This is a genomic window from Thalassoglobus sp. (assembly GCF_048270125.1).
Classification (GTDB): domain Bacteria; phylum Planctomycetota; class Planctomycetia; order Planctomycetales; family Planctomycetaceae; genus Thalassoglobus.
In genome coordinates this window covers 157,791-181,214 of record NZ_JBLWTN010000009.1, presented here as the reverse complement: position 1 = coordinate 181,214, position 23,424 = coordinate 157,791, and the positions used below count along the sequence as shown (strand labels likewise).

General features: G+C 49.5%; 16 protein-coding genes. 11 read left to right on the top strand and 5 right to left on the bottom strand.

Features of this window, described 5'->3' with window-relative positions; genetic code table 11:
* The first annotated feature begins 1,202 nt into the window (after positions 1 to 1,202).
* The 6 genes from ACN0YR_RS13110 to ACN0YR_RS13085 all read left to right on the top strand — a co-directional run bounded on the left by ACN0YR_RS13110 (position 1,203) and on the right by ACN0YR_RS13085 (position 10,274).
* Positions 1,203 to 2,030 carry a ribonuclease H-like domain-containing protein gene (locus tag ACN0YR_RS13110; RefSeq protein WP_417849686.1) on the top strand — a complete coding sequence of 276 codons (828 nt, stop codon included), beginning with the start codon at positions 1,203 to 1,205 and terminating at the stop codon, positions 2,028 to 2,030.
* A gap of 363 nt (positions 2,031 to 2,393) precedes the next feature.
* Positions 2,394 to 2,930 (top strand): hypothetical protein, encoded by a 537-nt coding sequence (locus ACN0YR_RS13105; RefSeq protein ID WP_417849685.1) that lies wholly within the window; start codon positions 2,394 to 2,396, stop codon positions 2,928 to 2,930.
* A gap of 251 nt (positions 2,931 to 3,181) precedes the next feature.
* Positions 3,182 to 5,011 carry a DNA-methyltransferase gene (locus ACN0YR_RS13100; RefSeq protein ID WP_417849684.1) on the top strand — a complete coding sequence of 610 codons (1,830 nt, stop codon included), beginning with the start codon at positions 3,182 to 3,184 and terminating at the stop codon, positions 5,009 to 5,011.
* 12 nt (positions 5,012 to 5,023) lie between these two features.
* Positions 5,024 to 6,199: a lactonase family protein gene (locus ACN0YR_RS13095; RefSeq protein ID WP_417849683.1), complete on the top strand. Its 1,176-nt coding sequence runs from the start codon at positions 5,024 to 5,026 to the stop codon at positions 6,197 to 6,199.
* 439 nt (positions 6,200 to 6,638) lie between these two features.
* Positions 6,639 to 9,692 carry a PVC-type heme-binding CxxCH protein gene (locus ACN0YR_RS13090; RefSeq protein ID WP_417849682.1) on the top strand — a complete coding sequence of 1,018 codons (3,054 nt, stop codon included), beginning with the start codon at positions 6,639 to 6,641 and terminating at the stop codon, positions 9,690 to 9,692.
* A 15-nt stretch (positions 9,693 to 9,707) separates the two neighbouring features.
* Positions 9,708 to 10,274 (top strand): class I SAM-dependent methyltransferase, encoded by a 567-nt coding sequence (locus tag ACN0YR_RS13085; RefSeq protein ID WP_417849681.1) that lies wholly within the window; start codon positions 9,708 to 9,710, stop codon positions 10,272 to 10,274.
* A 129-nt stretch (positions 10,275 to 10,403) separates the two neighbouring features.
* On the opposite strand, the gene ACN0YR_RS13080 is transcribed toward ACN0YR_RS13085, so the two are convergent.
* On the bottom strand, positions 10,404 to 10,886 hold the full coding sequence (locus ACN0YR_RS13080; RefSeq protein ID WP_417849680.1) for a thioredoxin family protein: 483 nt from the start codon (positions 10,884 to 10,886) through the stop codon (positions 10,404 to 10,406).
* Positions 10,887 to 11,370: 484 nt separating this feature from the next.
* Complete coding sequence (locus ACN0YR_RS13075; protein ID WP_417849679.1) at positions 11,371 to 12,795, bottom strand: sulfatase-like hydrolase/transferase; 1,425 nt, start codon at positions 12,793 to 12,795, stop codon at positions 11,371 to 11,373.
* Positions 12,796 to 13,753: 958 nt separating this feature from the next.
* On the opposite strand from ACN0YR_RS13075, the gene ACN0YR_RS13070 reads away from it, so the two are divergent.
* A complete protein-coding gene (locus tag ACN0YR_RS13070) occupies positions 13,754 to 13,912 on the top strand; it encodes a hypothetical protein (protein WP_417849678.1) in 159 nt (52 codons plus the stop codon).
* A gap of 98 nt (positions 13,913 to 14,010) precedes the next feature.
* On the top strand, positions 14,011 to 15,435 hold the full coding sequence (locus ACN0YR_RS13065) for a hypothetical protein (RefSeq protein ID WP_417849677.1): 1,425 nt from the start codon (positions 14,011 to 14,013) through the stop codon (positions 15,433 to 15,435).
* A gap of 178 nt (positions 15,436 to 15,613) precedes the next feature.
* Here ACN0YR_RS13065 and scpB read toward each other — a convergent pair whose 3' ends face one another.
* On the bottom strand, positions 15,614 to 16,396 hold the full coding sequence (gene scpB / locus ACN0YR_RS13060; protein WP_417849676.1) for an SMC-Scp complex subunit ScpB: 783 nt from the start codon (positions 16,394 to 16,396) through the stop codon (positions 15,614 to 15,616).
* Between the two features lie 162 nt (positions 16,397 to 16,558).
* Positions 16,559 to 17,776 (bottom strand): SGNH/GDSL hydrolase family protein, encoded by a 1,218-nt coding sequence (locus ACN0YR_RS13055; RefSeq protein ID WP_417849675.1) that lies wholly within the window; start codon positions 17,774 to 17,776, stop codon positions 16,559 to 16,561.
* A 625-nt stretch (positions 17,777 to 18,401) separates the two neighbouring features.
* Between ACN0YR_RS13055 and ACN0YR_RS13050 the strand changes: the two genes are divergently transcribed.
* A complete protein-coding gene (locus ACN0YR_RS13050; RefSeq protein WP_417849674.1) occupies positions 18,402 to 19,160 on the top strand; it encodes a hypothetical protein in 759 nt (252 codons plus the stop codon).
* A 64-nt stretch (positions 19,161 to 19,224) separates the two neighbouring features.
* Here ACN0YR_RS13050 and ACN0YR_RS13045 read toward each other — a convergent pair whose 3' ends face one another.
* Positions 19,225 to 19,542, bottom strand: coding sequence for a cupin domain-containing protein (locus tag ACN0YR_RS13045; protein ID WP_417849673.1), 318 nt, complete (start codon positions 19,540 to 19,542; stop codon positions 19,225 to 19,227).
* A 452-nt stretch (positions 19,543 to 19,994) separates the two neighbouring features.
* On the opposite strand from ACN0YR_RS13045, the gene ACN0YR_RS13040 reads away from it, so the two are divergent.
* Both ACN0YR_RS13040 and ACN0YR_RS13035 read left to right on the top strand, forming a co-directional pair.
* Positions 19,995 to 21,590 carry an MFS transporter gene (locus tag ACN0YR_RS13040; protein ID WP_417849672.1) on the top strand — a complete coding sequence of 532 codons (1,596 nt, stop codon included), beginning with the start codon at positions 19,995 to 19,997 and terminating at the stop codon, positions 21,588 to 21,590.
* Between the two features lie 419 nt (positions 21,591 to 22,009).
* The gene (locus ACN0YR_RS13035; protein ID WP_417849671.1) at positions 22,010 to 23,209 is read left to right on the top strand and encodes a M20/M25/M40 family metallo-hydrolase; all 1,200 of its coding nucleotides are present in this window, start codon (positions 22,010 to 22,012) and stop codon (positions 23,207 to 23,209) included.
* Positions 23,210 to 23,424: the final 215 nt, after the last annotated feature.

The window sequence follows — 23,424 nt, the reverse complement described above, 5'->3', positions numbered from 1 at the left end:
ACGTCGCTGGAAATCTATTCAATTCAAATGAACCACCAGAAATCAGGAACTGATCTGAGAGCTTGAATCTGGATTCTCAAAGCCTGAGAAATTCTTTTTTCAATAAGTTCTCGGAACAGGTCTCGAACTGGTCATTAAAACGACTGAACATTGTATTTGTGGCGTCACACTCAGGATGGCTGAAGTCGCCATCACTCTAATTGGTTTTGACGTAACAACTTGTGACAGAACATGGATTCTGTTTATGAACCTTCGGTAACAAGAGTTGAACTTTCATCACAGTGATGCGACTATGCTAGGGACTGTTGTGTTGAAGGCGATTTGCCTGAAGGTTGGTGCCTCAAGGCTGTTTGGCTGAAGGAAAAATGCAGATCAACAAGAGTGATTGTTTGAAAGGATGAACTGCCACCTTTCAAAAAATGGTGCCCTCACCTTAGGAAGCAACCGAGTCTATTCGGCTGAAGAGTCCGTTCAACTGGTTATTTGATGGCAGGCCGCCATCTCGACAGAGGAGGTCTGCGAGAAACCATTTTCCTTGAGCAACTTTGATTAGAACACGTTTTGAGTGGATTGTGTAGACTGATTTTTACAGAATTCTCGCATTCACCCCATCAAAGTCCAGTCAGGCAGGATGAGTTGGTTCAAGCGGATTTGAGTGAGCAGACTGAAATCAATGCTTTCAAATGCGTCGATTTCTCAAAATGCCTGCCATTTCTACATTTTTCGATTCTCCAGTTTCCCCGGAAAAGCAACTTCCAACGTTCATCTCCGCTCTCTTCCCACTGAATCTTCTCGCTGCCCCACGATCTGCCCGGTCAGCTTCTTCAAAGTGGGAACCCTGCAAGAGTCAGGCAGGGACTATCGCCTCGACCAGGACTCTCTCTCCTGTGACCATGTTAATGGCCCCTTCTTCCATCTCCTCAAAGCACTTTCTTTTATCTTTTTGATCCGTGAACAGAGCTTTTCATGCCATATAGCTCTCAGATCCACGAGGAAGGTTGCATCCCTCCATTGCAAAATGCTCTCTCAAAACGGCAAGCTAATACTGTATCCATTTTTTTCACATCAAGAAAAATCAACCACTGATGCAGGTCATGTCCGAGCTCGTTAGAATGGACAAATCCCTTTGGGAAGTTTGCATCAAACGAGAAAACCGCGAAGCTTTATGGTCATCAAGCCAGTATTCATGACAAGGAAATGGAATGTTTGATACCAGCAACGACGTTTCCTACCTGATCTTTGATGTTGAAGCGGTCGGCGATGGCGATTTGATTTCCAAAGTGAAATATTCCTCCGAAGAACTCTCTGGAGCAGATGCTCTGAGGAAATTTCGCGATGAGCTGATCGAGAAGACTGGAAAAGATGTCTTACCACCGACATTTGTGTTGCCCATCTCTGTCGCGGTCGCCAAGGTCTCTGCCAACTTTCGCTTGATCGACCTCACAGTTCTTGATGAACCGGAATTCCGACCTGCTGTCATCGCAAAGGGCTTCTGGGCAGGCTGGAGACACTACGGCCGTCCGACTTTGGTCACCTTCAACGGGCGTGGTTATGATGTCCCGGTGCTGGAGTATGCAGCCTTTCGCTATGGCCTTTCTCTGCCAGACTGGTTCAATCTCTCAGCTCCGGCGTACGAGCAGGCTCGCAATCGATACAACCGCAAAGCCCATTTTGACATGATGGACTTGTTTGCCAACTTCGGAGCAACACGCATCACCGGGGGGTTGAATCTGCTGGCGAATCTGATCGGCAAGCCCGGCAAATCAGGCATCGATGGTTCACAGGTGCAAGATATGTACACTGCCGGCAAGGCCAAAGAAATCAACGACTATTGCCGATGCGACGTCCTCGACACCTACTTTGTCTTTCTCCGAGCCCAGGTCTTGATGGGAAAGCTTTCTTTAGATGAAGAACAAGAGATTGTCGCCCAAACAAAGCTCTGGCTCGAAGAACGTCAGGACTCGCAGCCTGCGTTCGCTCACTACCTGCGTCAGTGGGGAGACTGGACTCCCCCGACACCTCACATATGATACGATTTGCAATATCCATCGGATTCTTGTTGCATTTGTGCGAAACCTTTTCGTAGAATCTGCGTTCACTGATGAATGGCGTGTCGGTCATTTCGCATTCGCGAACTCGCTGAACTCAATCATGACGCCATTGACCGCTCGGTCTTAAAGGATTGTGGACTATCTCACAGAGTCGGTTTGTCGCCCGTGCTTATAATCTGAGAATTCAAGCAGGGCACGCTTGTACAAGTGCAAAGAACGTATCCGGAAACCTACGCAATGTGGAATTGCTTGATGAATGATTTTCTCTTCGTTTGAGAGACCAACATCAGGTCGTCGGATCAGTTCAAAAAAACATTTCCCATGTTCTAAGGAGATTTAGGTATGAAGAAGCTTCTCATGTTGACCGTCGCTGTTGCGACTCTTTCCACAATGGCCATTGCTGGTGGACTCGAAGTTGGTGAAGGCGTTGGCGCATTCTACGTCAAAGACGTCACCGGTCCTGCTGCTGGAACAAAACTTTGCTACCGCTGCCGCTACGGTCAAAAGCCAGTTGTAAGCATCTTCGCTCGCAACATGGACGACAACGTTGCTTCACTCGTAAAAAGTGTCGATGGAGTAGTAGCCAAGAATCAGTCGAAAGACATGGCTGCCTTTGTTGTGCTGCTCTCAGATTCACCAGAATCAACAGAAGCTGACCTTAAGAAAGTTGCTCAAAGCAAAGGGATCACCAGCACTCCACTCACAACCTTTGATGGAGTCACCGGACCATCCTCTTACAAAATCTCAAAAGACGCCGAAGTCACTGTCATGATGTGGGTTGGCGGAAAATTGAAAGTCAACGAAGAACTTAAAGCAAGCGATCTTTCAGCTGAAAAGATCAACAGCATCGTTGGCAAAACAGGAACCATCCTGAACTAGAACCAGTCCGAAAATCTCTGAAACAAAAGCTTTTCTCAACGTCTTGAGGGAGCAATTTCAAGTTTCAGGATCAGTTCTAATATGATTCTTCTCTCCCTTGGCTGAAGATCAAAATCAAGGCCAAATGGAATCAATCAAGAGCACCCGTCGCAACCTTGCGGCGGGTGCTTTTTTTTTCGTTGTTGTTAGAATAGATCACTCTCTCGCGACATGAGATTTTCCACCATTCTCTTGCTGACCCAACCAATAACATGGACGATTTTCTCAACACGATCCATCAGGGTGACTGTATCGCTGGCATGGCGAAACTCCCCGCCGGGAGCATCGATCTTGCTTTCGCCGATCCCCCATTCAACATTGGGTATGAGTACGATGTATACAACGACAAACTCGGTCGAGAGAAGTACCTCGAATGGTCACGTGAATGGATCGCTGACGTTTACGAGGCTCTCAAACCGGATGGAACATTCTGGCTCGCAATCGGAGACGAATACGCAGCGGAGCTCAAAATCCTCAGCCAGGAAGTCGGCTTCCACACTCGCAGCTGGGTCGTTTGGTATTACACCTTTGGCGTGAACTGCAAATACAAATTTACTCGCTCCCACGCCCATCTCTTTTACTTCGTGAAAGATGCTGACAACTTCACGTTTCGCTCGGAGGACCTTGAGAACCGCATCCCCTCCGCTCGCGAACTTGTCTACAACGACAAACGTGCCAATCCCAAAGGACGCCTTCCGGACGACACATGGATGATCCGTCCCGCTGATGTCGTGGGCGAAATCATCGCTGACGATGGAACATGGTCTCCGGAGGAGATCAAACCAGTCCCCGACGATAAGCGAACCTGGACGCTACGTCCCCAAGATCTTGAAACCTGCTTTCAGGCGGATGAAAACACCTGGTACTTCCCTCGTGTTGCGGGAACGTTTAAAGAACGTCAAGGTTTCCACGGTTGCCAAATGCCTGAACAACTTCTCGGTCGCATCATTCGCAGTTGCTCCAACGAAGGAGATACCGTCCTCGATCCCTTCTCCGGAAGTGCAACGACTCTGGCAGTCGCCAAGAAACTGAATCGCAAATTTCTTGGTTTCGAACTTTCCGAAGACTACGTCGACTACGGACGCCAGCGTCTCGAAGAGATTCGCGTCGGCGACCGCCTCAACGGTTCCGCCGAGCCCACCAAAAGTGCCCCAAAAACTGAAAGCAGCAAACAGAAATCACCTCGCAAGAAAGCGTCAAATAAACAACGCAATCTGTTTGCTTTCGAAGAGCGTCTCGCAGAAACACAACTGCAAATGACGCTCAGTGGAATCTGTGAAGCCTACAAGCTGTGCCACGATGGATTCTCTGTCGACCGGATTGTGATGGACCCCGCAGCAAACGAAATGTTCACAGACGTTTGCCAACGTCTCGGCCTTGCAGGAGAACCGCGCACCTGGAACACGCTGCTCATTCAGTTGAGACGATCCGGGAAGTTCTCACACATCGAAGTGACGAATAAAACCGAGTTTAGCTGGGACGAAATCGATCCATTCTTCCATGCCAGCGAACTCGCGATGCAAAGTATTTTGGATGATGACCTTGCCGAAAACTTCAACGAAATTTTCAGCGATCCGTTAATCGCAAAAGAATTCGACCAACGCGCTTTGCAGCATGCTCCAACGCGGACTCCGTTTGAGCTTCGCTGGGCTGCCTTGATGCTCAATCAACAATGCGAAACAGCGCGGACCCGCGGAGCCATCTTAAATGCGCCTGCGAAGATCGGGAAAGCGATTTCGATTGACGACCTGAACCCAGAGCAATTTACGACCACACCAGGAGTTTATCTTTTAGAGCAGGGCAAACAAAAGAAACTTTACGCGGGTGAAACGCTCAATCTCCAACATCGACTTGCCACAATCTGTGAATCCAAAGAAGCACTGCAACCCTTCGGGAACAATCTTCAGCTCCGCATCTTCCCAACCCAAACGTCCTCCGCCGATATCCTCGCCTGGCAAAGCTGCTTCATTACCAAACACAATACAAAACTGAACTACCAGAAACTTTCTGGAGTTTCACAAACTCAAACATCGACGATTTGAAACGGAACATCCATGAAACGCACACTGATCATGACCTCCCTTTTGGTTTGCTTACAGGTTGTCTTCAATATGAATGAGGGCTTCGCTCAACAAGAAAGTGTTAATGCGGTTCGGGTTTATGTCGGGACGTACACCCGCAAAGAGAGCAAGGGGATTTACACGTTCACGCTCAATCCTCAGACTGGTGAGACGTCTGAACCAGAGCTGGCAGCTGAACTGACCAATCCTTCGTTTGTGGCGATCAGTCCTTCCGGAAAGTTCTTGTATGCCGTGAATGAGGTGTCGGACTTTGCAGGACCAGGTCAGGGGGCTGCGGGGGGAGTGACTGGGTTCCAACTCGATGCTCAAACCGGCAAGCTGACCAAGATCAACAGCCAATCATCAGGCGGACCGGGGGCGTGTCATTTGACTGTCGATCAGACTGGAAAATGTGTGCTCGTCGCTAACTACGGAGGCGGAAGCGTTGCTTCCCTTCCCATTGATGAAGATGGTTCGCTCAAACCGGCAGCCAGTCTCATGCAGCATAAAGGTTCAAGCGTCAATGAACGTCGACAGAAAGGGCCGCATGCTCACTCCGTCAATGTCGACGCTGCGAACAAGTTTGCCGTCGTCGCAGACTTGGGCCTCGACCAACTTCTGGTCTACAAGCTCAATGCAGAAGCTGGAACACTCACACCAAATGACCCTGCGTTTACCAAAAGCATCCCCGGAGGCGGTCCTCGACATCTCTCGTTTCATCCGAATGGAAAGCTCGCATTTGCCAACAACGAAATGCTACTTTCGGTGACAGCTTACAATTACGATGCCAACAAAGGGGTGCTGACACCGATCGAAACCTACTCGACAGTTCCCGAAGGAACCGGACTCGAAGGAAATTCGACAGCCGAGACTCTGGTCCATCCGTCAGGGAAATTTCTGTACGTCTCGAACCGTGGTCCCAACAGCATTGCGATGTTCCGCATTCGCAAAGATGGAACCCTCGAGCCGTTGGGTTATGCCCCAACGAATGGAGAGATCCCCAGAGGATTCGGAATCGACCCGACCGGAAACTTTCTTCTGGCAGCTAATCAAAACTCAGACACAGTGGTCGTCTTCCGCATCGATCAAAAAACCGGAAAACTTTCAGCGACTGGAACCGTCTTGAACATCTCCACGCCGGTCAACGTTCGCATGTTGGCAATCGACTAGATCAGCTTGCTCTACCGTGTGCCCGTGAAGAACGCATTTCTCTATTAAAAATGCTGTTCGCCACGAGGCAGATCCTGCAAACCAATTCGAAAGATGATCTAGTAATCATTCTTCAACCGACATGAGCCGTTGAGCGTCAATTCAACGGCTCATCTGCCTTGATCCTTCCCCGACTGTGTAGTTCAATTTGGACTTCCTACAGTGTTGGGAGACCTGGAAAACAAAGGCAAATCGATGACCACCAGAGTGCGAAAGCCGCCAATTGAGGCTGTTTGGATTCGGTCGCTGTTTTCGGGACGCTTCTTTCTTTACACTGAATCTCCCTCCAAAGTCCGATTTGAATTCTGATTCAATGCGCGACCTTCTCAATAATTGAGAGGCCGACTTCAGGTTTTCAAATCAATGCCAGAACTCACTCCACGATTCAGACGAGGCAACGATGTTGTTGAATGTTCGCGTGTCACTTCTTTTGGTATCGCTTATTGCGATCTCGACCTCCTGCGCCTTGGGGCAAGAGAACAAAAACGCCGAATTCGGTCCTTTCTCAGCTGAGGAAGCTGCCAAAAAATTTGTTTTGCACGCCGATTGCAAAATCGAACTGGTCGCAGCTGAGCCGGACGTGATCGACCCGGTCCATATCGCATTCAACACCGATGGCAAACTCTGGGTCGTCGAAATGACAGACTACCCCAACGGCCCCGGCGACGGGCAGCCCGGGCTCTCCCGCATCCGAGTCCTCAGCGATGACGACGGTGATGGACGTTTTAACAATCCGGTGACCTTTGCCGAGAAGCTGCTGTTTGCAAACGGATTAATGTTCTGGAAAGACGGAGTCATCGTCACAACAGATGGAAAAATCCAGTTCATGCGTGACACCAACGGAGACGGCAAGGCTGACGAGACTCAAGTCTGGTTCGAGGGCTTCGCAACCGAAAATCCACAACTGCGACACAATCACCCACAGCTCGCCATGGATTGCAAAATTTATATTGCGAACGGATTACGTGGTGGGAACATCGTCCCCGGTCCCGACAATCCCTGGGGCCTAGATCCCAAAGCGAAACCGCTTTCGATCTCAGGTCGTGACTTCCGCTTCGATCCTCTCACCGGCAAGTACGAAGCAATCGCCGGGATGGCCCAATTTGGAATGGCTTTCGATGCTCACGGGAATCGCTTTGTCTGTACAAATAGAAACCCCGGCCGACAAATCGTTCTTGAAGATGAACAACTGAAATTGACTCCGGGATTGCGAATCCCGCGTTTCTACGAAGATGTTGCCGCTGCGGGGGAAGATTCGAAACTCTATCCACTCTCCAGAACCTGGACCACTTCGAACTTGCACGCGAATCAGTTTACGGCTGCGTGCGGAGCCTTGATTTACAACGATTCGTCACTAGGAGACAATTTCTTTGGAAACATTTTCACCTGTGATCCGACTGCAAATCTTGTTCACCGAGAAATTCCAGTCTCCATTGGGCCGACATCTCGTTCACATTCTGAAACAGAAGGTGTTGAATTCTTAGCGACAAAAGATGAATGGTTCCGACCAGTCAATCTTGCACACGGCCCAGACAAAGCTCTTTACGTTGTTGATATGTATCGCGCAGTCATCGAGCATCCACAGTTCATGCCTGTTGAACTGAAAGATCGTCCCGATTTGACATTAGGTCTCGACAAAGGACGAATCTGGCGAGTTGTTCGCTCTCAGCCGCCAGCAGCCTCTGATCACAAACTCGAAGTGGTTGACTCAAGCTCTCCAGACCAGTTAATCGAAGCGCTCTCTTCGAATTCCGTCTGGAAACAAAATCATGCACAACGTCTACTCATCGAAAGTGACTCAAAAGAGATCGTGCCGCAACTTCGAAATCGAATCAATACTCCGAAAACGTCGGACGAAAAACACCTGTTGCCGTTAATCGCCACTTTAGACAAGTTAACCATGGCTGACCTCGAAGCAGCCATGAGCAATGCAAACGACATCTACTTCCTGAAATCGTTCTTCGAACTCGGCCAGCGTCATTTTGGAGAGACTCCAGAATGGAAGGAACTCGTCAACTCCTCTTTTCAAAGAACAGACTCCGGAATCCCGGTCAGTTCGTTCATTTTTGAAATGCTCGGACAAGTCCCCTGGAAGACATTGTCTGAAGCTGATCAGAAAATCGTACTCGACCAAATCCTCAAGCAAATTGTTCCGGGGACTCAGAAAGACTCTGAGCAATACGACCCTTATTGGCTGTCCGTCTACTTAAGACTTGCTGCCAGAAGTGAATCCCTAGACGTTTCCACACAACTCATCGCTGCCTTCGAAAAATTTAATCCGAAGAACGAGGCTGAAAAACAGGCTCTGCGATTACAAACTTACGCTGCAGTTCGAGACCTTGCGGAACTGGTCGCCAAACAGAATCAGAAAGACCAGGCTCGCACACTTCTGGCAACGATCGTCGGAAATGAAAACAACTCTTTCACGACCCGAATGAGTGTCCTCTCTGGTCTCGTTCAAGGCTTCCCAGGTGGACGCACAGCTTTAAACTCGCTGATTGCAAGTTTACCTGACAAAGCAAAAGAGAACATCGCTGCCACGATGACTGAAGCGACGCGGGAATTGAAAACCAAAGATTCCATAGCAGAAGAACTACCAATCCTTTTTGACTTATTAAGCCTCGCTGATGACGACGCATCACTTCAGCAACTGATCACCGCGACCGGTTCGGGCGATGCAACTCGTGCTTCATTGGCACTCTCAGCACTTTTGAAACGACCTGCAGCTCAAGTCAACCCAGCTCTGGTCGAACTGCTCCCGAAACGACGGGGAAGCGTCCGAAGAAGCATTCTGCAAGCAATGGCCAGCAACACAAGCCGAGCTCCGGCACTGCTGGATGAAATTGAATCTGGACGGGTTCCAGCTTTGGAGATTGACGCGACTGTCGAGAAAACGCTCTATCGACTCTCCGACAAAGAACTCGTTGCTCGTGCCCAGAAACTTCTGAAACGCGAACCACCTGCCGATCGCGTGAAGGTACTCGCAGAGTATCAAGTCAGTTTGACGATGGACTCCGACCCGTTGCGAGGCAAAGTGACCTTCGAAAAGAACTGTGCGACCTGCCATAAGGTGGGCGACGTCGGAGTCAATGTCGCTCCTGATATCTCCGATTCGAGAACCAAGACACCCGATTTCTATCTGATGAACATTCTCGATCCAAACCGGGCTATCGATGCCAACTACTTCAGCTTCAACATTCTCGATACCGATGGCAAAGTTCATTCCGGGATTGTCGCTTCGGAAACCTCAACTTCCGTGACATTGAAGCAACCTGAGGGCAAGCTGGTCACGATTGACCGCGAAAACATCGAAGAGTTCAAGAATACTGGCGTCTCGTTGATGCCTGTCGGTCTGGAACGGAAAATGAGCAAGCAGGAAGTCGCAGACGTAATCTCCTTCATTAAAAACTGGAGATATCTCGACGGGCAAATCCCTAAGGAAGTCATTAAGTAAGATCGGTGTGCAGAGATGGTTCAGCTCACGCAGATCGCTCACGAATTGATTCGTGATTTTATCAAGACCGGTGATCTCGTCATCGACGCAACCTGTGGGAACGGTCACGACACATTCTTCCTCTCCGAATTAGTCGGGGAGTCGGGAACGGTATTGGCCTGCGACCTTCAGCAGTTGGCAATCGATGCGACAAAAGATCGATGCCGCGAGCGTCAGAACATTGAATACCATTTGGGTGATCATGCCCAAGTACTGCAATCGCTTCTGGAAGAGTACCAGTCAAGCGTGAGTGCCATCCTATTCAACCTGGGATACCTGCCTGGCGGTGACAAATCTCTGACAACCACAGGTCCAGCGACAGTCAGTGCAATTCAACTCGGATTGCAACTGTTGAAGACGGGCGGAATACTCTCCGTCCTGGCATATGTCGGACATCCCGGGGGAATCGACGAAGCAAATGCCGTTGAATCGTTTCTGACGAAGAGTATCGACTCGGCAGAACTACACAACATTCACTGGCCGGACGAATCGCGACCAGCAATGTCTCCGCTTCTGTACGTGGTCTGTAAGGCTTCTGATTAGCCTTTTCCGAATTGCTGTTCGCCACGAGGCAGGACGCGAACAGCAATTTCGCTGGTGCAACAACTTCTTTACGGGTACATGATAGAGCAAACTGCTCTCAGATGACCGCTGACGTCCACTGATGCCGACTTACTGTGCTGTTGAAGATGCTCGCTGAACGACTTGATGCTTCATGCGAGCGGCTTCAAGTTGTTTGTGAAATGGCGAAGCAGTGTGAAACCCATCAATTCGGCCAAGTAAATCTGCATTCGGACTCAGGACGATTGTGCATGGCAAGCCGCTGACTTTCAGAATCTGTGCGACCTTCTTGTCTTTGTCGACGTCAATATGCACAGGCACGAAGGATTGGTTCACGTAAGCCGACAGCTCTTTGGAGTTGAGCGTTTCCCGTTCCAGCTTCTTGCAATAGTGACACCAATCGGCACCGAAGACGAGTAGCATCGGTTTGTTCTGGGCCGTTGCGACTTTGTGAGCAGCTTGTAAATCAGACTGCCAATTTAGTTCTGGCTCAGCTTGTTGCGAAAAGCTGAACGGTGGAGCCGCTTGGGATGTCGTAGACAACGCAAGAATCGACAGAGTAACGAGAGCAGTCAGGCACAAGGCACGTTTCATTTCAAAGCATCCTCTTCATGTGGAACTTATTCTCGACTTGAGCGTCAAGTGGCTTCTCGCCGGTTGAAAGATGTATCGGACACTGACGGAGTTCTGGAGTGTGAGGTGTCCCACGAAGTCTGTGATTCTGCTGAACTCAAATCGATGACGCGTTACCAGATAAAGAGAGCCGCGATACAAACGAATCGGGCAGCCACGAATAGATTCGAAATGGCTTCTGGCAGGAAAGCGTTCCCGTCAGCTTCGTCTGCATCAAAAGAGACCCTGCAACTGAGCGTTCAAGCAAAACCATCACACAGAGTTGCTTTCATGCCCATCTGGCTCATCACCTGATACACAGAAGCTATCGGCAGATTTCGTAACAAAGCTTGACAGTAATGACGATATTCTCGATTACGATCATCACAACGAAAAAACCGAACACTTCCAGGGAAGCGTTCGGTTGATGAAACAGGATTTCAAAGAAAAAGACCGAAAATCGGAGTTATTGAATTTTGATATACCGCCGAAACTCTGGTCGGTCTTTCCAGCCCTCTAAATACGGTTCGTATTCTTTGAGAGTCATCCAGGTACTCGGACCGGGATCTGCCGGAATCACTTTGCCTTCAGGGTAATCGTCCCCTTGAATGCTCTTTTCGATGGAATCGTTCCACGCCTGCATGGCTGCGATCATACGTTGTGCGATCTCTGGCTGGCTGTCGAGGAGATCCATCTGTTCCTGTTGATCAGATTTCAGATTGTAGAGTTCATATTTGCCACTACCGAACTTCTGAGTGATCAGCTTGTAATCATTATCAATGAGCGCCACCCGGTTTGTGTGTCGAAAGCCCATTGGTTCTGGTCGCTGAGCGATTTCATTTTGAAAGAGTGGGGTGATACTCATTCCGTCTCGCACTGCGAGCATGCTCGACTCGGGGAGTTCAGCAATGTCCACCAATGTGGGGAAAATGTCCATCGTACAGGCTGGGAACTGAGTCACGCGCGGAGTCTGAATAACTGCTGGCCATTCAATAATGGCAGGCACACGCAAACCTCCTTCATAGACTGAATTCTTAAAACCTCGCAAGTTCCCGACGGTCCCCGGAGTGATTCTCGGAAGCCCACCGTTGTCGCTGTTGAACATTAAGAAGGTGTTCTCTGCGATATTCATTTTCTGCAATGCGGACCGCAACGTACCGATGCTTCGATCCATTGCTACTAATTCGCCATAGTGGCTGAGCGAAGGGTCTTTGAGTTTTGGAAACGGCGCCTTGTCATCTTCGTCCGCCATAAATGGGCTATGTGGTGTGCCATACCAGATCACCGAGAACGACGGCTTGCCAGCATCAACGTTTTTCTGAATGAACTTGATTGCTTCAGCAACAATGATCTCTGAAGAATCGCCCTGAAACTCTTCAAATTTCCCCATACGGCTCAAAATTGGATCACGGTCAAAGAAGTTCGTCACAGACAACCACGTGTCAAAGCCGAACGCTCCTGGGCTGCGAATATCGTCCTTGAGGATCGGAGCCCCCGGGCCACGCATCCCGTTAAGATGCCACTTTCCGAAGTGTGCGGTCGCATAGCCAGCCTTTTTCAGCGCCTGTGCAACGGTCTTCTCCTGCGGTCGTAATGGGACTCCATGATTGAGGACTCCAGTGCGGTCGTTCGTCCGCCCTGTGAGTACAGTCGCACGCGTTGGTGAACAGTTTGGAGCTCCGGCGTAGAAACGATCAAACCGCAACCCGTTTGCTGCCATCGCATTGAGATTCGGCGTTTTCAAGATGGGGTGATTTGCATATTCCGTTTGCCCCCACCCCATGTCATCTGCCATCACGAGAATGATGTGATCCGGCGTCGCAGACGAAACCGGCATCGGCAGAAGTAGATGTACAAGGAGAGCGGACAGAATGCATTGCAAGCGAATCATCAAGACACCACAAAGTCAGAGAGCATCGAAACTATTTGATCCGTTCAATTTCGTGATTGAACCTCTTCATTGCAAGCGACGTCATGGAATTGCTGACTGTCCGGCAGCAACAATAAATGAATCAACCAGCTTCGGATCGAGAAGGCATCACTCCAATTCAATGACCTGCGAGAGAATACAGTTACTGAGAACGGGGAGTAAATTCCCGTGTGGTAACATCTGCTGTGAACATCGCATCTGTCATTGCACTGCCAACTCCTGAACCCGCCCCGAAGGTTGCGAAGATGAAATCAGTATTCGTTGCTCGATCAATCCTCGCAGTCTCGCAGCCCGGGGGTTACATCGAGAGACTCCTGCATACAAGATGTTGGTAACGTTTTCTTTTCAAGCCCCAAAATCGATGCCCTGTCTAGAGGTGGTCCTGAAGCTTGAAATTGCTCTCTCAAACGTTGAGAAAAGCGACGATTCCAGAGGTTTTCAGACTGGTTCTAAAGATTATTCATCCATTGAACCGAACCTTCTCTCTCAACCCTGACTCTGGACTTGCACAGTCTCTCAAATCATCAGGCCGTCAACCGTCTCTTCAGAACATTATCGCTGCTTGTCGTGCCTGTGAAGTTCGCTTCATGACTTCATCACTTGCTCGACAGGAAGACAGTGTGACAACTCATCTTCACGTTGATGCGCTTCGCGCTAAACTGTATGGATTGGTGAATTCCTTCTGGAAGAATCAGTTCTAAGCGATGATGCGAATCTCTTGAAACAATTCGCACTGACAAACGCAACCGAGCTGATCTCTGAGTCAGTCATGTCTCTGAAATAATCAATTTCGGGCCAATTTCTCAACGAACATTACGCAACCCGAAGCATCGCGCAGGATCTCGATGATTCTTCAGCCCTTGGAAGAATTCTCTCAAGCAACCTTTAACGGCAAGGTCGGTCGGTAGCTGAGAAAAGCGTGCCACACACCGAAACATTGTCGATTGTGATGACCTCTCAGGCCGATCAGCTAATGGTACTCAGTAATGACATGGATGGCAGTATGTCTACCCAATGGACGGGAATCCACCTCATGGTTCTGTACGAACCTCAAACGATCGTCCCAGGAATTGACTGATCATGATGACGAACACTTCCCCTCTGAAAATGCCATCCGACAATACAATGAATACAACTGATCGATCCAAATTCAGACACAACGGGCCGGTACGTGCAATGCCTATTCGAATCTCAATTTGTTGCATGACGTGGGTTCTGGTCTCAGCACCGGCGTTCGCTCAGGATCTCAAAGCTCCGGCAGTTCCTGCCGCGACAGCTCAGCAACTCGATCCGCTGAACGAAATCGTAGATCGTGCTATTACAACAACGAGCAATCGATTTCTGGATGCCGATGTTCACACTCCGTGGCAAATCATCCATGGACTGCTTTCACTCCGTGAAAATTACGTGATCAAACAGGGTGGCAAACCGGTCAACGCGATTGACTGGATTTCCAACGGAGCCAAATTTCGTGGAACTCCGTGGTTCCAAGTGACCAAGCATGGTGGACGCGCCCATCCATACAACGGAACTCCCTACGAATTCGAAGGACACACAAATCAGTTCCTGGCTGTCATTGCCATGTGTAACCTTCCTCTCGACCATGAGTTCGTTGCGGCTGGAGGACAGAAAATCACCATGCAACAAATGGTTGATCACGCCAAAATGTCGGTCAGCTCACACGAAGAGATCACCTGGACCCTTTGGTTCCTGACACAATATGTTGACCAGGACGAGCAGTGGTTCAACGAAAAGAATGAGCCTTGGAGCATGGAACGACTCGTGCGAATGCAAGTGAAAGCTTCCCCTTACGATGCTCCATGTGGTGGAACTCACGGGATGTTTGCACTCGCCTATGCTCGCAACTCGTACCTGAAAAAGCATGGTCAACTTCGAGGTGCCTGGCTCGAAGCGGATCAAAAGCTGCAACGCTACCTCTTTGCGACACAACGTATGCAGAATCGTGACGGATCGTTCGCCACGAACTGGTTCAAGTCTGTCGGCTACAGCAATGATTTCAACGAACGAATTAAATACTCAGGTCACATGCTGGAGTGGATCGTTGTCTCGCTTCCGAAAAGTCGACTGAAAGAACAGTGGATTCGAACAGCCGTGCAAACGCTCAGCTACGACCTGATTCGAAATGCTCACGAGCCAGCAGATTGCGGCCCGCTTTATCACGCACTGCATGCACTCGTTCTTTATCGTGAGCAAGCGAATCCAAACACTCACCCATTGTCGCAGCCCTCTGTCGCTCGAACACAGAAACCATCAGGTGATGTCACAAACCCTGAAAAACCATCCGGGGAAGCAACACCAAATAAACCGGTAATCAAGAAGCCGGTTCAAATGGCGACTCAGCCTGAAGAACTGAAAGTGCAAGAAGCAAACGCTCCACAAAGAAGAACATCATCAGTCGAGCAAAAGCCGGTTCCTGTTGAAGTGACGGTCCCCGTCGAAAAAGTGGAGCAAAACAAGAAGCAGAGATCAGTCTTGATGCCAATCCTCAAACAGGTCGCTGAAGATGGAGTCGTTAGCTCAGTTTCATCAGACGATGAGTTCCTTCTGGAAGTCACTCCTGTAATCCCTGAATCTGACTAGAGCATCTTTCGAATTGGTTTGCAGGTTCTGCCTCGTGGCAAACAGCAATTTTCCTAGAGAAATGCGTTCTTCACGGGCACACGGTAGAGCATACTGCTCTAAACATATGAGAGAAGCAGTCAGTCCCTGTCGCCGATGCAGTCTTACCTGAGCCTGAATCGGAACTCGTTTTGCGATCTTATTTGAAATCGAAATCGGTCGCCTGGGGAAGGTCGTCGATGGAGCCGAGTCCGAACAAATCGAGGAAACGCTTTGTTGTCTGGTAGGTTTCCGAGTCTGATTGTTCATTTCGATTCAAAACGATGAGTTGCCGACGCAAGAGCTGGCGGAGTAATCCGCCAGCATTTTTTTTTCCGATCGCTTCCACATCTTCACGAGTCGTGGGCTGTTGGTAAGCGACAAACGCCAGGACTTCCAACGCTTCCTGGCTCAGCTTGACATCTTTCGGGCCTTGTCCGTAAACACGCCGACGGACATGTTCATGCTCAGCCTTGAGAACCATTGTATAGCCACCTTCGACAAGACGTATTTCATACGGCCGATTCTCTGAGGTATACCGCTGGTTCAGTTCTTCAATCAAGAGATCGACTTGCTCATGAGTGGTCGTCCCACCAAGTAGATCGGTCATCTTTTTGGCAGGCAGCGGTTCTCCCCCTACGAACAATAATCCCTCGGCTACCTGCAGTTGTGTGACACGAACCTCTTCCTCCTTTGAGTCGTCAGCTTCAGCGACCGGTAAGTCGTCAATAGATTCAACATCCTCAAGTGATGAGTTCTCGACGGCGAGCGTGTCAGAAAATTCTTCTTCAAGTTCCGGAATTTCTTCTTGATCCAGTTCTGGAATCAAATGCTCAGCAGATTCAGCGGTTTCCAAAGCTCGCATGTAGGCGGCTTCGATCTCTTCCAGAGACATCTCATCACGAGCGGTGTCTGCTTCAAATTCTGGGTTCGGATTTGTCATATTCGAAGTCATGGGCGAGTGATTTCGTACTCAACTTTTTAGAACTGGTCCTGAAACGTGAAATTGCTCTCTCAAACGTTGAGGAAAGCGGCTATCCCAGAGGTTTTCGGACTGGTTCTAGAGAAATGCATTCTTCACGGGTACACGTTAGAGCAAACTGCTCTAACGAACAATTTGTTGAGGAACGGCTCGCTCTCTGGTAAGTGGAAGTGAGTGCCCTTGTGTTTCTGTATTGACCGGACTCGATTCCATTGAAGGAACCGGCAAGGCTGGGGGAATTTCAGGCTGCAAGATTTCAGGAACGTGATCCACGATCGACTTGGCCAGTGATCGCGCGTAGAGAGAATTTCCAGTGGGGGTCAGATGTCCATTTTTCTCATGAAAGAATAATGTCCGATCTCCAGTTTGCTCGAACAGCTGAATCGAATTGTGAATTAAAGTTAGTGAATCAATTCCCCGATCCGCGAAGTAGGCATGCAAGTCTCGGTCAAAGGCGAGAGCGTTTCGCGAAGGGGCTCGTCCTGTTTGAGGTTCCATATCCCAGGCATTGGGAACGATTGAAATCATCATGTTTGCGTTGATCGATTGTGTGAACGACCACATCGACACGAGCGGCTTGAGAGAGATCGGTTCGTCAGAAGGAACCGGTACGGACGAGGGCGAATTTGAAAGCCCGAACAACGGCCCAGCCTTTCCTATAAACCAATCTGCTGTTGCAAATTCTTCGCAAAGCGCTGCGAGTTCATGGCTCTCTTTCGCCTGCAGATTTGGATGAGATGCAAAAGCAGGGTTTCCCTGTTCATCCAACGTCAATCCTCCTCGGACGATGCGATCGAGTTCGACTTCTTCGGGGCGAAGACAGAGAACTACCAAATCCGGTTGGAGAGCGATAAAACGTTGACGTAAGCGGAGATAGTTCGTCAGCGGACCACTCCCGGGACAACCGGCATTCACAAACTCAACATGTTTCAAACCGGTCTCGGCGAAAAGTAATTGCAGATGCCCGGTCAAGGTTTCTTCTTCACGGACGCCCATGCCGAAGACCCCCGAGCCACCCAAACAGAGCACACGAAAGACTCCGGGAGGCTTAGGAATCGCGAGTTCCTTCCCGCGTGTCCCAAACTCATTTGTTCGAAGCAAGACTTGCTCCGACAGACTGACAGGCATCTCGGTTTTCAAAAGCGGAGTCACTTCCAGAAAAGTCGTTGAGCTCGGTTTGACGACTTGGCTGACGAGTGGTTCGGAGTTTCGCGGCGTTTTGTTCACTGCGGAATCGAGTCGATTCCAGCGAAACCAGACTTCGACTGCGCATAGAATCAGCCCGAACAGCACAACTGCTGCTAAAAATCGACTGAAAGTCCGCAAGAGGGAGCGGATCATTGCATTGCGCCAGAGTCCATTCTGTGTCGGCAAAATCTCAATAACAACCCGGATCGTACGTCAATCATGCCAAACGCAACAAGACGAAGTCTGCGCTCCCGACAGAAAATGAGACAGCGAAAATGTCAACATAGAGGAAATAGCAAAACCAGTTAAACAGCAATTATGCCCTCAACAGGAAAGCGCAGAAATTCAACGCATCATCGGTATTGAACTCAGGAGGCACTTTTCCTCATTCCTGTTCTCAGTCTACTTCATTCGGCAATACTCGCGCGATGAATGGCAGTTTTGCGACGTTTTAGAGATTAGAATTGCTCCAGACGGACGCTTCTGCATACAAGCAAGCTGAATTCAAGACGATCGCGAACTTTTCGTTTTATCAAACCCGTTTCCAGAGCATTTTTCAGAGCAAATCCAAAATCGGTCTTTTCGTTCCCCTCGTGGCAAGACGCGTCTGAAGTCCTGCCGAAGTTGACTTCCCCGGGACGACAAGCATTGAAGATGCTCTATTTCAACGACTTCACTTATCCGCACAGAAGAACATATGACTTCCTCCGCAAGGACGTGGAAAAGTTGTTTTCTACTCAGTGTGTGCCTTTGGGTATGCAGTGGGGCGGGATGTACGTTGCTTTTTCCGGAATCGAATGTTCAAACAAAATCGAAATCGATCCTGAAGCCGATAGTTGCAGCGCGTGAGGCAATTGCCATTGAGGTCTATTTTGTCGACCGCCGCATCGGTGATCCTCTCATTGGGGATACTCTTTGGGAATCTTTGCAATCGGTCAGCTCGATTGATCAAAAGACCCGCACAAAACTTGATGAAGACGGATTTCGGGTAGGTCTGAGCGCCTCGCGACCTCCGCGTCCTTTGCAAACACTGATGTCGATGTCCAATGGGCAAGACCCCACACGTCGAGCGGTTGTTCAGCCGTACATGATCCCATCGGGGCAGGAAGCCTGGCTCGTTTCTCGCAGTATTGATAACGGTACGGAAATCGTCAGACGTCCACTCAATGGAGAGCCGCAGACACTGACCATCAGCCAGGGACAGGCGCTCTTCAAAGTTCAGGCGTCAAGCGAAGAAGATGGATGGGCTAAGCTGGTAATCATCCCGGAAATTCAACATGGCCAAAGCTCGCTCAAGCCGACCGCGACCGCATCCCAATGGACGCTTCGCGATCGCAAGCAGGCAATCACACTCTTTGAAGATCGCCTCTCCGCAGAATTGAACGTGGGCGAATTCCTCGTTATCGGAATGACCAAAGATGGCGAAGGAAAACTTGCCAGCCACTTCTTCCAAAGCGATCAGGCCAACGGATTACAGCGACTCATGATGATCCGCGTTGTAGACATTCGCACGATTGAACCAGAACTTGCCGACTAAATTCTTCGTCCGGTCTCAAGGCTGTCACAGTCCTGGCTAGCGAAACAGAAGTACCGCCGGAGAGTTATCGATAAAAGACCGCCAGCCAAACAGTCTTCTCATTGGCATCGGTTGCTTCCACGCGATGTTTTCTGTGGGCCGGAATATTGATGAAATCTCCCGGCTTGAGTTCGATGACCTCTTCTGAATCATCAAATCGTAACTCTCCCGATCCAGACAGGATCACGACCCACTCATGCTCAGGTTGGTCGTACCAGAACCCGGGAGGTGACGCATGGCCGTCTGAAACAATCCGCTCAATACGGACGGTCTCAGTTTCTATTAATGTTTCGATCATCTCGTCTGGCAAAGCCGCAGAGAGATTCTGAAAGAGATTCTTCATGAGCTTCCGCTTTCATGAGAAGTAAGAATTCAACCTAAACGTTCTCGACTTTAAACGTCATGTCCTTGAAAATTCGTGCGAACAGGGCTCATTGAATATCTCCCAACTCGGGCCGAAAGTTGCTCCGTTGCGTGGAAAACATCATCCGGGACCGATACGATGCACGCCCCAATTCAAACTTGTGGTCGGTTGGCAAAAACAATAATGATGCGCCAATTCGTGAAGCCTAGAGACACTTCCAACCAACGACTACGCCCCCCTATGAAAAGTTTGGTCCGTCCCTGAAAGAGCGCCAGCTCGATGAACATGTTGCAGCGCAACGGCAAAGTCAAATTCACGCCTTGCAGCACAACATCAAATCAATGTGACCGAGATGGATCATACAACGTCAAGACTCAAGTAAAAACAATCAAAAACGTTGACATCACAATACGAACTGCTGGAGAAGACACATGACAGAGACGACTTCAGAATCCGCTTTCCCGAACGCACAACGATTGTTGTGGGCGGGTTTTATGGCAATCCTTGCTGCGGGAGTCGGTTTTTCGCTGCGTGGTGGAGTCTTGGGCCTGTGGGCTGTGGAATTCGGCTTCACAATGACGGAATTGGGTGCAATTACCGGAGGCGGACTGACCGGCTTTGGAATCGTGATCATTCTGAGCTCTCTCATCGCGGATAAAGTCGGCTATGGTCGACTGATGATGTTGGCTTTCTTGCTACACGCAGTCTCTGCATTCATCACGTTGGCTGCTCCGGCAGCCTTTGAAGCGGGTGGGAAAGCAGGAGCATATAACTGTTTGTTCTGGGGAATGTTCATTTTCGCAGTTGCAAACGGACTCGCTGAAGCTGTGGTCAATCCATTAACAGCGACGCTGTTCCCGAAGAATAAAACTCACTATCTCAATATTCTTCACGCTGGCTGGCCTGCCGGTCTGGTGATCGGGGGACTTGCTTCAGCCTTCATGGCAGCTCAAGAAAATGAAGCCGGTGATGTCATTCAACAAGCTGTCGACTGGAAAATTCAGATGTCCCTGTTCCTGATCCCTGTGATCATTTACGGAGGAATGCTCTTTGGACAAAAATTCCCGCAGTCAGAAGCTGCCTCAGCCGGAACCACTCTGGGCGAGATGATCGGAACAGTCTTCGCACCACTGATGTTGTTCCTGCTGGTGATCCACGCAATGGTCGGTTATGTCGAGCTTGGCACAGATTCCTGGATTGCGAAAATTACGGGATCGATCATGGAAAGCGAGGCCAAAGGAATGGCTCTGTTCGTCTACACATCAACGTTGATGTTCGCTCTACGATTTGTTGCCGGTCCCATTGTCCATCGAATTTCACCTCTGGGGCTTTTATTCGTCAGCTCAATTCTTGGCTTCATTGGTTTAACCCTTCTCAGCTCCGCTCAAGGGGCAATCATCTGTATTGTCGCTGCGACTGTGTACGCCTGTGGAAAAACATTCCTGTGGCCCACAATGCTAGGCGTTGCATCGGAGCGTTTTCCCAAAGGGGGAGCAGTTGCGATTGGAATGCTGGGCGGTGTCGGAATGCTCTCAGCTGGCCTTCTCGGGGGACCAGCGATTGGATTCAAACAGGATTACTACGCTTCGCAAGAACTTGAAGCCAAAGATGCAGAAACTTTCAAACGGTATCAGGCCGACAATGAAAGTCGTTTCATGAACTTTAAAACAGTCGGACTCGACGGAGCAAAAGTTGGCGTCCTTTCTGACAATGGCAAAGAACTCGCCCGCGTCAACACTTTGCTCGAAGAGGAAGGCAAGACCGACGAAAACCAGACGATGCTCACCAATTGGTGGAAGAGTGCTTCGACTCATGCCGAAGTTGACAAACCTCTTGTCGAGGGTGCTGGCCTGTTTGGTGGTAGAATGGCATTGAAACTGACCTCGTATGTTCCACTCATTATGGCAGTTTGCTATCTGGCCCTAATCATCGGCTTTAAAGTGACTGGTGGCTACAAAGCTGTTCATCTCGATGAGCAACCTGATCTCCCGAATGAGCCCGAAGCACTCGGAACAGGCGAGTCATAAACAAACGAGTTTTTCCGGACCACGAACGACTCGGCGCAGCTTTCCGCGACGAGTCGTTTTCATTGAGTGGTGTGCTTAAACTTCGCACGAATATGTAGAACCAGTCCGAAAACCTCTGGAGTAGCCGCTTTCCTCAACATTTGAGAGAGCAATTTCAAGTTTCAGGATCAGTTCTAAACTTAACCTCTCAGCCTTTGACAAGCACTTTCAACTCAAAGGTTCCAGAGAGGACTCGATATTCTTTTCACTCAAACAGAACCAGAACGAAGGACTGTGATACCACCTGGTGACAACGGTCCTTCAATTCTTGTTGATGTTTCAATTTCGCTCTAACAAGTTCTGAACATTGATCCACACGACTGTGAATCGATACGATTTCCGAACTTTTGTTAACGTTTTTTACGCACAGGCAAACGGATATGTCCGAAGCAAATGTTTCTCAGCTCTCAAGTCTTGTCGATGAAAGCGCAATTGACCTTGTCACTCAGATGATATCAATTCCCGGAAAAAGTGGCGACGAAAGAGCTGTCGCGAACTTCATCGTCGAGCAACTGAAGTCGTATGGAATTCAGGACTCACAAATTTCGTACGACTCAGCGAACACCAAAAGCCATATCGGCGGCGAAATCGGAAACCTGATCGTCGATATTCCGGGACAGTCCGATCAACCTCGTCGATTGTTGATGGCACACATTGACACGGTCCCATTGTGCGTCGGTTGCCAACCAGTGCGTGAAGGAAACATCATTACGTCCTCAGACCCTAAAACAGCATTGGGTGGGGATGATCGAGCAGGAGCCACGGTTGTCCTGAATACAATTCGTCTCATTCAGGAGCACAATTTGCCACACCCTCCGCTGACGCTACTGTTTGCAGTGCAGGAAGAAATTGGCCTTGTTGGAGCAAAGAATGTTGAGATCGAGAAGTTGAAACAACCGGCTCAGTGTTACAACTGGGATGGTGGCTTAGCGAACCTCGCTGTCATTGGTGCCACCGGGGATGATCACATCGAGATCGACATCACCGGAATTGCCAGCCACGCAGGCGCCGCTCCAGAACAGGGAGTGAGCGCGGCTGCCATCGCTGCGATGGCGATCAACTCACTCGTGAATGATGGTTGGCATGGTCTCATCCAGAAGGGAAAACAGTCCGGGACGAGCAACATCGGAGTGATTCAAGGAGGGGATGCGACGAACGTCGTGATGGACCAGTTGCACATCAAGGCGGAAGCACGCAGCCACAACCCAACTTTCCGAGCCAAAATCGTTGGTGCGATTGATAAAGCATTTCAGCGGGCAACCAAAGAATTGCAGAACTCTTCCGGAAAGACTGGAAGCATTTCAGTTACCACTCGGCACAAATACGAATCATTCCGATTAGACGTGAACGAGCCCGTTGTTCAAACAGCGATCAAAACGATGGAAGCTCTTGGGCTGGAACCAACCACCCGAATCAGCAACGGCGGGCTGGACGCAAACTGGATGAATGCCCACGGCTTACCGACAGTCACGATGGGTTGCGGTCAGCATGGAATTCACACAGTCAAGGAAGAACTCCACATCGATCAGTTCCTCAATGCCTGCCGAATCGGTTTGCTAATCGGAACCGGAACAATTTAGAACTGATCCTGAAACTTGATTTTGCTCACTGAAACATTGAGAAAAGCGACGATTCCAGAGGTTTTCGGACTGGTTTTAGAGCAGTTTGCTCTACCGTTTGCCCGTGAAGAACGCATTTCTCCAGTAAAAATACTGTTCGCCACGAGGCAGAACCTGCAAACCATTTCGAAAGATGCTTTAGAGCATCTTCAATGCTTGTCGTGCCCGTGAAGTTC